Origin of the sequence: Tianweitania sp. (genome assembly GCF_032053605.1) — a bacterium.
Taxonomy (GTDB): domain Bacteria; phylum Pseudomonadota; class Alphaproteobacteria; order Rhizobiales; family Rhizobiaceae; genus Tianweitania.
This window is the reverse complement of the sequence record NZ_DAMBUH010000109.1, coordinates 1-10,791: the sequence shown is the minus strand read 5'-3', so window position 1 is coordinate 10,791 and position 10,791 is coordinate 1. Positions and strand designations below refer to the sequence as shown.

The window sequence follows — 10,791 nt, the reverse complement described above, 5'->3', positions numbered from 1 at the left end:
ATGCTCCGTTGTTGAAGGGTTGGTTCCAGGTTGCCCGGATCAGGGAAGCGTCGGCTCTTCCGCTACCCGAACATGGCCGTTGCCGAGACGTTCGCCCCAGCCACGCGGACCGGGCTTGGGTGGCTTCAGGCTCTGTGCTGCCCCGTCGGCGCGGACCAGAACCTCGCCGCGAAGCGAGCCGCGATCGAACCGGCCCTGAACGGTGACGGTCTCACCCGGCTTGACGAGATCGCCGCCTTCTCCGCGCCAGCCGCTGTCGATCAGTGCGCGGCCGGATTGGTCCGCCAGAACGAACTTGTTGCCGAAGACGTCACCCACAGTGCCCTTGATGGCCGCCTGCGTGCCGTCTTCCAATGTGTTCACGGCAACCGGCTTCATCAGCACCGTGCTGTCGTTGGGCGACAAAGCGGCCGTTACGCCCGCGCCGCCGGCAAGGCCGAGAACGAGAAGGCCGATGCCGGCGAGTGCGGCCTTGGTTCGCCCGCTCCGGAGAAAAGGAGGAGCGGGACGTTCTGTCTTGATCTGTATCGCCTCGTTTTCAGGGCTCACTGGCATATCTCCTCGTGTTGCGAATGGGCTGATCATGCACGGATCCCCGCAATCGAGCCTGAACTGCCTCGTTCAGGTTCGGTTCAGCGCATGGGCATAGGTCGCAGCCGACGGATGCATCGGAGAAAAAAAGGCGTGAAGGTTCTGCTGGTCGAAGACGACGTAGCGCTCGGAAGCCGCATCGCAGATGCGTTGCGGGCCGAAGACTTCGCGGTTGATTGGGCGAAGAACGGCGAAGATGGGCAGCATCTAGGCGATACCGGCATCTATGACGCCGCGGTGCTCGATCTCGGCCTTCCAAAGATCGACGGCAAATCCGTACTGCGCGCTTGGCGTCAAGCCGGCCGCGCCTTGCCAGTGCTGATCCTGACCGCTCGCGATGGCTGGTCGGAAAAGGTCGAGGGCTTCAAGGCTGGGGCTGACGACTACCTTACTAAACCTTTCCGCGTCGAGGAACTGGTGATGCGCTTGCGTGCGCTCGCGCGCCGCGCGGCAGGCCATGCCGCTACCCGCATCGACTGCGGCGCGCTCGTCTTCGATGCCCAGCTCGGCTCCTTTGAGCTGAACGGCCTGCCGTTGCGGCTCACCGCACTCGAATGGCGCGTTCTTTCCGCGCTCGCCTTGCGCAAGGAAATCGTGGTGTCGCGCAGCGAACTGACCGAGCGCGTTTATGAGGGCGACGCTGAAACAGATTCCAACTCGCTCGAGGTAATTGTCGGCCGTTTGCGCCGCAAGCTCGGCCGCGAAGCGATCGAGACAGTGCGCGGCCATGGCTATCGGTTGACGGCGGTGAATGGCGAATGACACTCATGCCCCAATCGCTGGCCGGACGCCTGCTTCTTGCGGCGGGTGTCGCAATTGCCGTAGCGCTCGTGGCGGCGGGCTTCTTGATCAATGCCGTGCTTGAACGCTTCGTCGTGCGGCAGGTGGATGGGCGGCTCGATGCGCAGATTGCCCTGCTCGATGCAAGCCTCACCAACGGAGATGACTCCCTGGAGAAAGCCCGGGACCGCCCGTTCATCGACCGCCGCGAGAAATGGGTCTGGGTTGTCTCTCGCAATGGCCGAACCATTGAATCTGAGTTTCTTGGCTCACGACCTGATTTTAGCGAACGGACGCGCAAAGCTGATCCAAATGGAATCCGTCCCTTCGATCTCCACGACGATGACGGCCGGCTGATCCACTGGCGGGTGCTTCGAAGAAGCAGCGATGCGACACTCATTGCTGCTGGCGCACCCTACGATCCGGCGATCGGCCGCCCTCTTAGGGAAGCCATGCAGCCGCTGGTTTGGGCGCTGCTTGCACTGGGCGTCGCACTTGTTCTCGCGGCGCTTGTTCAGGTTCGGCTCGGGCTTAGGCCGCTAAAATCGCTGCAAGCTGAACTTCATGACATCCGCGCGGGCAGGCGTCAGGAGGTAAGCCAAGACCAGCCCAGCGAGATCATGCCGCTCGCCGCCGAGTTGAACAAGCTGTTAGGCGAAAACACCGAAACTCTCGCGCACGCGCGCCGCCATGTGGCGAACCTTGCTCATGGGCTGAAGACACCGTTGGCGACGCTTGTGGCGGCTCCTTCGGCGGCGGCCGATCCACAGATCCGTAATCTTGTAGAGCGAATGGACAGGCTGATCCGCCACCATCTCACGCGCGCCCGGGCTGCGGCGCTGGGTGAAGCTTCGCGGGCAAGAACGGATGCAGGCGCACGGCTCGCTGAGCTCGCGGAGGTCATGCGGGCAGTACACGCGCCTAAGCCCGTTCAGGTTGCGCTCGATGCTCCCGCAGAAGCATTTGTTGCTTGTGAGGCGCAGGATTTCGATGAGATCTTCGGCAACATCATCGACAACGCCTTCAAGTGGGCGAACGAAACCGTGCGTATTGTAGCCAGTCGCGAAATGCGCGAAGTCTGCTTTAGCATCGAAGATGACGGCCCTGGCGTCAATGCTGAGGCAGTGCGCGACGTGCTTGAGCCCGGAAAGCGCCTGGACGAAACGGTGCCTGGCTACGGCTTCGGCCTGTCGATCGCCCGCGAACTCGTCGAACTCTATGGTGGCTCGATCAGGCTCAGAGCGTCGCAAGGGCTGAAAGGCACCTCCGTGGAGGTGCGGCTACCATCGGCTTCGAGCTAAGACGTGTTCGCCCCATTCAGACCTTCAAAGGCGGCACAATGCTGGACGCAGCGAAAGATATCAGACCAGTTATCTTTCCCGAACCATCGACAACGATCGATCGGCAGTCGGCTAGCATCATTGTCTGCAGTCGGTCAGGCTGTAGCCGAACCTGTTCTGCGTCTTAGATAAAGACCATGAACTTCTTCCAAAACCTTATACAGCGGCAAGTCCGCACGCTAGTCGGCTCAAGTGCTCCACAGCTGGACGCGCCGAAAGGCGATCCAGGTTTGCTCGGCCCGGAGTCTGTAGCGTGGCGTGTCCATGGTGACTTCACAGCGATGATGATCGGCGGTGTCACTGCTCTCTTGCTGCAGATGCTGCACCCGAAAGCACTTGCCGGTGTTTGGGATCATTCAGGCTTTCGAGATGATATGATCGGGCGGCTGAAACGCACGGCGCAATATATTGCAGGCACCACCTACGGTCCGACAGACGAAGCCGAGAAGCTGCTGGATCGCGTCAAGCTTGTCCATGACCAGGTCGAAGGCACCTTGCCCGATGGATCATCCTATTCGGCCAATGATCCGCATCTGCTCACGTGGGTTCATGTGGCGGAGGTCAGCAGCTTTCTCCAAGCCTACCTTCGTTACTGTGATCCGCATCTGTCACGCCTCGACCAAGATCGATACTTTGCGGAAGTCGCTCTGTTTGCCAAACGCCTGGGTGCGAAAGATGTGCCCGTCACACGCACGGACGTTGACGCGTATCTGACCCATATGCAGCCGGAACTGCGTTATGACGCGCGAACGCGGGAGGTTGCGTCCGTGCTGCTCTCTCAACCTGCCCCAACAATTCTGCTCCGCCCGTTTCGCGATGTAACAATGGACGCCGCCATCGATTTGCTGCCCTCATGGGCGGCAACAATGCATGGTCTCGACTTATCATCCCGTAGACGGCAACTAGCCCGTGTGGGCGCACGCAGCATCCGGGCCGTCATGAAGCCTGCATTGCGGGACACACCTGCGACGCGAGCTCGGAGAAGAGTTGAGGGCCAAAGTTTATAGAGTTCGCCAGCACGCCGAGCCCGAAGAAGTCTCTCGGCTAAGCCGGATTGGTCTTGGCATCAAGAACGTTCGTGATGGAAAGGCATCATACGCGAAGATCGGGGGCCAGCTTCCTGAAACCGACTGAATGCACGCAGCGACGCAGGCGGCCACGTTCGAGCTGCAACCGTCCGCTCTCTTACAAGATGGGTTTGGAGGTCGCCTCTCCGCTATCCATCCGTTCCGGCCATACCTCTCGCAAACCATTGCGGTCACTCATGCCTAATCGTCGACGAGCTAAGGCCTTAACCTGCTAGAGCTAAGTTGGCGTCGTCGATCCACAGAGAACCTTTGAAAATTCTGCGTTGGTCCGCAACATGAAATCCCGTGAGATAAGCGACATAGACGCTAGGACAGAGGTGCTAGGTTTTGTCCAAAAGCGTCATGATGGCTCAACCTGTCCGAGCGAGGTAGCGCGTCGTTTGGCCAGCAAGGCGGGCATACCTGAGAGCTGGAGAGGTTATATGCCTGTCGTCCACCTGGCCGTTGATGAACTTTGTGCTGAAGGCAAGATAAGCTTGTCTTGGAAAGCTGTTCCGATGGCAAAACGGGATGGCCCTTACAGGATCTGCAAACCCCGCGGCTGAACCATTGGGTACCGAAGCTCTCCCGTCTGAAAAATCCCAGCTTTGTGTTTGAACGATCTCACGCCTTGAGAATTAAACGCGTTCTTCCACATTCTGATCGGATCACCGTGCCTCTTCGTCTCCTTGTCGTGAAACTGCCAAGCAATGCCAGGTTCGGCGCGAGTATGCGGGCTCTGCCTCTCACGAAACCTACGAGGAGACCTTGCGCTCTCTGGATGGAAGTGCCGCAATCGAGCATGTATCCTGCGTAGACGGATCTGATTCACTGACACTCGAGGAACTCGGGCGGTTCGACGGGATCTTCTTTGCTGGATCGCCGATCCAGATGCATGATGAAAGCCCCGAAACGCGCGCTGCTGCAGCCTTCATGCAGAAAGTCTTTGAAGCCGGCATACCATCGTTTGGATCCTGCGCAGGTCTACAGATTGCGGTTGTTGCCGCAGGAGGCAAGACAGCCCCGCGTGCCAACGGCATCGAAGCAGGCTTTGCAAGAAACATCACGATGACCCAAGAGGGGTTTTCGCACCCCATGCTAGCTGGCAGGCCGGCCGTCTTCGACGCGCCGGCGATGCATTCCAGTGTTGTCGATACCCTGCCGCCGGGCTCAACGCTGTTGGCAAGCAACAGGCACACGCCAGTTGAGGCGCTGGAGATACGGCATGGAAACGGCATCTTCTGGGGCGTGCAGTATCATCCGGAAATTTCGATCGGCGAGGTGGCAGCCTCGCTGCGCAGGCAGAGCTCCGACCTGATCCATGAGGGTTTGGCATCCGACGAAGATGCCTTGGAAGCGCACGCCCAACGGCTGCAAGACCTGGATCGTGATCCAAGACGCAGCGACATCGCCTGGCAACTTGGCCTTGACGAAGAGACCATCGACGCCAACCGCCGGACAATTGAGCTGAAAAACTTTCTGAGCTTTTTGACCGAGCGGGCTCCGCATGCCGGCAGGCGCCGGCCTCGTGGCGCTCCAGCAGATGAACATAGAGGCGGGCGACATCCTGGACGGCTGGAGCGCACCAGCGATTGTCCCCCGGCTGCAAGCGGGCGGTCGGCTTGAGACGTTCTTTTTAAAACCGGACGTATAAGACTTTCTAGGAACGCTCTCAAGTCAGCCGTGACCGACCAAGTCTAGTTAGGTGCCAACTGCTCATGCTCCGACACAATGAGGAGCTTGCTTGACGCTCGATGAATAGGTGCTCGTCGAGATTGATTGTGGCGCAGGTCGTTGCGTAGCCGCACTCGGTATTGCGGGGCATGAGATCGCCCTCGCTGTGGAGCCGCCGAAAACTTCAAGTTCGCTGGGATCCAAGCTCATCAAGGCCGGGGGCAGCACTTTCCTTCGCAAACCCAACGAAATTCAGCTATTGCCGCTGCGACAGTTGTGACAAGCGAGACCCTAGCTAATGGCCGAAAGTGGCGTGTGTTGCGGGGTCGTCGGCGTCGGGGCACTGGCACTTATCCTGCCGGGGCCACCAACGGCGTATGGAAAGAGCTGCAGTGCGGCTCCTATGTCTTTATGGACGCTGACTATCGCCGAGTACTCGGGCCAACCGCAAATCACGGTGACGAGCACGCACTTTTCGGTATGTCATCTGTCATGAGCAAGACAGCAGGGAGAACGGTCGGTGATGCTGGTTTAAAACTAGTTTCGCTGAATAGCGATTTTCCAACGATCGCGGACACTCGAATGTTGTTTGTACCCACTTAGTCGACGAACACTGCCAGTTCGAAGACCCGAACGGCGTATCATCGATCAATTAGCGTTAAGATTGATCCCCGGCCACTGCGATCCGACCTGCAAACTCCACGACTGGTACGTCGGTGTCCGGAGCAACAGGGTTGAGGTTCTGCTGCCTGTTACCGTGCGAGGCAAAGTTTTCTAGTCTATGCGAAAGCTGCTGCTGAGAGGTTTTGTCTTAGGACAGGCAAGTGCCGCGTTCCTTAGCCAGGAGCGGTCTGTCTAATTGCAGGCATGTCTGGCACACAGTTGCCGTTCAGCAACTGGGGAGATCCTCTTTATTCCCTTGGAAAAACCGTCACCTGCGAAGAGGGGTCCCTAATTATCTAAATACTTGGTGGAACCGTCCGCTTCTGAAGGGCGTCGGATCAACAAAGGGCCTTTCTTCGGTAAGCAGTTCGGCAAGCAGGCGTCCACTAGCAGGTCCAAGCGTCAGCCCATGATGGGCATGCCCGAAATTGAACCAAAGCCCCTTATGGCGATGCGCACCACCGATCACCGGACGCATATCCGGCAAGCAGGGCCGCAGGCCGAGCCACGGCGTCGCTTCGACCTCTTTGCCGAGATCCAAAAGCTGCCTTGCGCACCGCTCGGCGCGATCGATCTGTTGCGCACCGGGAAGGCGATCGGGGCTGGCGAACTCGATCCCCGTTGTCAGCCTGACGCCCTGCCGCATCGGTGCGAGAACATAGCCGGCCTCTTCGTCAACCACGGAGTGGTGAAGGGCAGTGCCCGCCGGCGAAGTGTAGTGCTTGTGATATCCGCGCTTGATGCCGAGCGGGATCGCATAGCCGAAGCGACGGAAGATCAGGTCTGATTGCGGCCCAAGCGCAACCACGATGTCGGGAGCCGTGATCTCGCCGTCTGGTGTCGCTACCGCCCAAGTCGAGCCGACCTGGCGGAGGCTCGCTGCGTCCGCAACGACGATCTGGCCGCCTCGTTTTTCAAACAAGCGCGCATAACGCTTCGTCAATTCGCCGGGATCGGTGACAGTCTTTGGGTCCAGCCAATGAACGGCACCGGAGATGCCGTTCGCGCCGGTCCTGACAGATGGTTCAAGCGCGGCAAAGGCCGATTGATCGAGAATTGCCGACCGCAGTCCATGGTGCGCCAGTGCCTCGACTTCAGCGACGGCCGCCTCGAAACGCCCGGGCGTTCTGAATGCCGCAATCCAGCCCTCCGCTCGCACCAGATCTTGCGCCCCTGCCGCTTCGATCAGCGCATCGTGTTCGCGAACACTGGCTTCGATCAAGGGCAGCATGGCCCGGGTGGCGATCTCCAGATTGTGTGGCGTCGAGTGCCGCCAGTAGCGAAACAGGAACGGCGCGAAATGGAGGAAATCGCGCAGGTCGTAGCGCACATCCGAGGAGCGGTTCAGCGCATAGCGCATCAACGTCGTCAGGCTTCGCGGAAAGGCATAAGGAACGACGCTCGAGCGCTCGATCAGACCGGCATTGCCATGGCTCGTTCCTTCGCCGGGGCGACCCCGGTCGATCAACACGACAGACCGACCGCGCGCTTGAAGGTGGAGCGCGGTCGATACACCGACAATGCCGGCGCCAAGCACGAGAACGTCGGATGACATGTGCAGTCCCGTCAACTCAGGACACGCATAGGACTGTGATCGGCATGTTGGCTCGGATCAGTAGATGTCGAACGGGAAATACTTGGCGACGATCTTGCCATAGGTTCCATCGGCCACGATCGCCTTGATTGCCTTGTTGAAGCGCTCACGCAGCGCATCGTCGCCCTTGCGAATGCCGATGCCGGCTTCGGTTTCCGTGCCCGGAACGTCGCCCAGAAGCCTGCAGCAATCCTTGCCTGCCTTGTTCAGCCAATCAACCACGACGAACTTGTCGGAGATGAGAGCATCGACGCGGCCATTCTGCAGATCGGTCGCCGCTTCATCCTGGGTTGGATACATCTTCACCTCGGCGCCGTTCTTGGCATACACGTCGTCGGCATAGTTCGCCTGCGTGGTCGCAGCCTGCGCGCCAACCGTCTTGCCGGCCATGTCGGCAACGCCGACGCCCTTCAGCGGGCTGTCCTTCTGCACAACCACGGCCAGCGGCGTCGTGTAGTATTTGTCGGTGAAGTCGATCTGCTGCTTGCGCTCTTCGGTGATGCTCATCGAAGCGATGATGGCGTCGAACTTCCCGCCTATCAGCGCGGGGATCATGCCGTCCCAGTCCTGCGCAACGATCGTGCATGTCGCCTTCATCTCGGCGCAAAGCGCATTCGCCATCTCCACGTCCAGTCCCGCAATGGAGCCGTCCGGCTGCATGTAGTTGAAGGGCGGATACGCGCCTTCGGTAGCGATGCGGATCGTCGCGTCCTGCGCTGACGCATGGGGCGTGAGGCTCAGCAAAGCGAGGGCAGCTGCAATCAGGACCGGCTTCATTGTTCTGTCTCCATGAAAGGCGAGTGAAAGTTGCGGCAGGACGGCTTGCGGCGCCTTCAGCGGACGGGCACCTTGGTAGGTAGGAAGGAGGCTGGCACCTGCAGAAGCGCCGCATGAAGGTTGCTGTAATCAACGGCCATATGCAAGCGCGGGAACCTTGCGTTCGAGCCAAAGCAGCGTCATTGCGAAAAAGCCTCAAACAACACGCGTCCGATCTGCCTGAAGGCCTGCGGATGATCCTCGCACAGCGCCTTGCCGCTCGTCATCAGTGAGATGATCAGAGGAACCCCGTTGGCCGGGATGGTCCGGATCAGGTCGTGCTTGTGGTATGCAACGCGCGCGTCGCCGGTCCATCCCAGCCGACCGGCCTTGCTCCACATCGGGAGGCCTGCCGGGATGCCGCCGCCTAGATAGTTGTCGACCTGGAACAAGGGGTTGGCGGCATCGGCGCTGGTGCGGTCCCGATGCAGGATGTCCTGAGCCCGACTTTGCGACGCAGGCGAAAGCGGCAACCCGCTTCCGAACAGTTCGGCAAACAGCCGCGCGCTCGCCAGGGGTGTCATGACGTTCATGTTTTCACCCTGGCGCCCGGCATATTGCGCTTCACGGCCATAGCGCATGTCGTCCATCAGCTTCTGCGTGATGTTTGACGTCGCGAATTCCGGCCAGGCAAGTGCCTGGAAGAACCGGTTCAACCCGTCGCGACGATGGCGCCATGCCTGCAGGGCTTCCCCTTCGAGCAAGGTGTCGCCAGTGGTGCCGGTGATGATGTCGATGACGTAGTTCGTTGCTGCATTGGACGACCAGAGGATCATGTCCCGCATGGCCCGGTCGAGTTCCGCATGCGGGGTGATACGTCCGTCGTCGATGAGGCACAGGGCATGAACCAGATGAAAGGTCTTGACCACGCTGCAGGGATAGCATCGCCAATCGCCCCGATACGAAAAGCCCTCCAGGCCGGCCGCGGGTCCGTCGCCGCGCAGGACGACGAGGCCGAACGTGTCGGCGGCGAGGCCGACATCGGCGAACCGATCCAGCAACCGGCTTACGACGGCCTGGCCGGCATCGTTCATTGCGGGGGTGGCGTTGAAGAAAAAGGCGCTCTGCGTTGCGGTATCGTTCATGTCACGAATTTCCATTGAGGGTCGAGGCGGCTGCGTCTGCATCCAGCGCGGCTGCTTTCCAGCAGCGCACCAGCCCGCCATCGGATGTTTCGGTCAAAAGCTGGGGCTCGCCGCAACGGAGTTCGGCGAACCGGCAACGGCTGGCAAAGCGGCAGCCTTCAATGATGGCGTAGGGGTCCGGCATCTCGCCGCTCACGGGAACGCGGGCGGTGCCGCGCCTCCGGCTCACATCGGGAACGGCATCCATCAGGCCGGTCGTATAGGGATGGCGCGGATGGTCGAAAAGCGCATCAACGGTCGCCAGTTCGACCAATTCGCCGAGATACATCACCGCCACCCTGTCGCAGAGATGCCGGACGACCTGCATGTCATGCGAGATGAAGAGGATGGTGATCCCTGTCTCGTCGGACAGCCGCTGCAGAAGATTGATGATCTGAGCCTGCACGGACGCATCGAGCGCCGAGACCGGCTCGTCTGCAACGAGGATGCGCGGGCGTGGGCATAAAGCGCGGGCGATCGAAACGCGCTGGCGCTGCCCGCCGGATAGCGCGTGCGGGTATTTGTCGGCCGTATCCGGCGAAAGACCGACGCGCAGCAAGGTCTCGCGCACCTCCGCCTTTCGCTCCGGCTTGGAAAGGACGGGGCGATAGCGGGCGACGACTTCTTCGAGCAAGGCGCCGATCGTCATACGCGGGTTGAGCGACGAGTAGGGATCCTGGAACACCATCTGGATGCGACCGTCCGGATCCGGTCCATTCATCGGGTGCCCGTTGAAGAGCACCGAGCCTTCATTCGCGGCCTGCAAACCAACAGCCAGGCGCGCCAGCGTGCTCTTTCCGCAGCCGGACTCCCCGACAATGCCCAGGGTCTCGCCTCCGGCGATTGCGAGATCGACGTGATGCACGGCGCGCAACACCGCCGCAGGGCGGCGCAGGGCGAGGTCGGCGAGGTTGCGGGCGGCCGGGAAATGTCGCGAAACATCGCGCAGTTCGAGAATGGTCATGGCCGACCTTCCAGCAAACAAGCATCGGCATGGTGCGGCGTGGCCGCGTCATGGATCATCAAGGGCGGTGGCTGACCTGTCCGGCAGATGTCGTCGGCGCGCGGACATCGCGGCGCAAAGCGGCAGCCGGCAGGAGGTGATGTTAGGCTCGGCGGCGTGCCCTCGATCGGGGTCAGCG

General features: G+C 60.6%; 11 protein-coding genes. 5 read left to right on the top strand and 6 right to left on the bottom strand.

Annotated elements, in window-relative coordinates:
• Positions 1 to 39: 39 nt before the first annotated feature.
• Positions 40 to 549 (bottom strand): hypothetical protein, encoded by a 510-nt coding sequence (locus RTX98_RS17490; protein ID WP_312798088.1) that lies wholly within the window; start codon positions 547 to 549, stop codon positions 40 to 42.
• A gap of 135 nt (positions 550 to 684) precedes the next feature.
• Between RTX98_RS17490 and RTX98_RS17485 the strand changes: the two genes are divergently transcribed.
• The 5 genes from RTX98_RS17485 to RTX98_RS17470 all read left to right on the top strand — a co-directional run bounded on the left by RTX98_RS17485 (position 685) and on the right by RTX98_RS17470 (position 5,404).
• A complete protein-coding gene (locus RTX98_RS17485) occupies positions 685 to 1,353 on the top strand; it encodes a response regulator transcription factor (protein ID WP_312798087.1) in 669 nt (222 codons plus the stop codon).
• An 83-nt stretch (positions 1,354 to 1,436) separates the two neighbouring features.
• Positions 1,437 to 2,672 (top strand): HAMP domain-containing sensor histidine kinase, encoded by a 1,236-nt coding sequence (locus tag RTX98_RS17480; RefSeq protein WP_312798086.1) that lies wholly within the window; start codon positions 1,437 to 1,439, stop codon positions 2,670 to 2,672.
• A 176-nt stretch (positions 2,673 to 2,848) separates the two neighbouring features.
• Positions 2,849 to 3,718, top strand: coding sequence for an oxygenase MpaB family protein (locus RTX98_RS17475; protein ID WP_312798085.1), 870 nt, complete (start codon positions 2,849 to 2,851; stop codon positions 3,716 to 3,718).
• A gap of 356 nt (positions 3,719 to 4,074) precedes the next feature.
• Positions 4,075 to 4,344, top strand: a complete 270-nt coding sequence (locus RTX98_RS20810) for a DUF3253 domain-containing protein (RefSeq protein ID WP_416223159.1) — start codon at positions 4,075 to 4,077, stop codon at positions 4,342 to 4,344.
• A 202-nt stretch (positions 4,345 to 4,546) separates the two neighbouring features.
• Positions 4,547 to 5,404, top strand: coding sequence for a type 1 glutamine amidotransferase (locus RTX98_RS17470; protein WP_312798084.1), 858 nt, complete (start codon positions 4,547 to 4,549; stop codon positions 5,402 to 5,404).
• A 1,003-nt stretch (positions 5,405 to 6,407) separates the two neighbouring features.
• On the opposite strand, the gene RTX98_RS17465 is transcribed toward RTX98_RS17470, so the two are convergent.
• The 5 genes from RTX98_RS17465 to RTX98_RS17445 all read right to left on the bottom strand — a co-directional run.
• Entirely contained in the window at positions 6,408 to 7,670 is a 1,263-nt protein-coding gene (locus tag RTX98_RS17465; protein WP_312798083.1) for an FAD-binding oxidoreductase, read from the bottom strand.
• A 57-nt stretch (positions 7,671 to 7,727) separates the two neighbouring features.
• Positions 7,728 to 8,486 carry an ABC transporter substrate-binding protein gene (locus RTX98_RS17460; protein ID WP_312798082.1) on the bottom strand — a complete coding sequence of 253 codons (759 nt, stop codon included), beginning with the start codon at positions 8,484 to 8,486 and terminating at the stop codon, positions 7,728 to 7,730.
• Between the two features lie 179 nt (positions 8,487 to 8,665).
• Positions 8,666 to 9,610 (bottom strand): serine hydrolase, encoded by a 945-nt coding sequence (locus RTX98_RS17455; RefSeq protein WP_312798081.1) that lies wholly within the window; start codon positions 9,608 to 9,610, stop codon positions 8,666 to 8,668.
• Position 9,611: 1 nt separating this feature from the next.
• Positions 9,612 to 10,613, bottom strand: coding sequence for an ABC transporter ATP-binding protein (locus RTX98_RS17450; RefSeq protein WP_312798080.1), 1,002 nt, complete (start codon positions 10,611 to 10,613; stop codon positions 9,612 to 9,614).
• Positions 10,610 to 10,791, bottom strand: a 182-nt coding sequence (locus RTX98_RS17445) for an oligopeptide/dipeptide ABC transporter ATP-binding protein (protein WP_322790644.1), incomplete at its 5' end; no start/stop codon positions are given. The genes RTX98_RS17445 and RTX98_RS17450, both read right to left, overlap by 4 nt.

What these genes read in the sequence shown, in the direction of transcription:
- RTX98_RS17475 (WP_312798085.1), top strand. Translation starts at nt 2,849, where the DNA reads ATGAACTTCTTCCAAAACCTTATACAGCGGCAAGTCCGCACGCTAGTC.
- RTX98_RS20810 (WP_416223159.1), top strand. Translation starts at nt 4,075, where the DNA reads ATGAAATCCCGTGAGATAAGCGACATAGACGCTAGGACAGAGGTGCTA.
- RTX98_RS17465 (WP_312798083.1), bottom strand. Translation starts at nt 7,670, where the DNA reads ATGTCATCCGACGTTCTCGTGCTTGGCGCCGGCATTGTCGGTGTATCG.
- RTX98_RS17460 (WP_312798082.1), bottom strand. Translation starts at nt 8,486, where the DNA reads ATGAAGCCGGTCCTGATTGCAGCTGCCCTCGCTTTGCTGAGCCTCACG.
- RTX98_RS17455 (WP_312798081.1), bottom strand. Translation starts at nt 9,610, where the DNA reads ATGAACGATACCGCAACGCAGAGCGCCTTTTTCTTCAACGCCACCCCC.
- RTX98_RS17450 (WP_312798080.1), bottom strand. Translation starts at nt 10,613, where the DNA reads ATGACCATTCTCGAACTGCGCGATGTTTCGCGACATTTCCCGGCCGCC.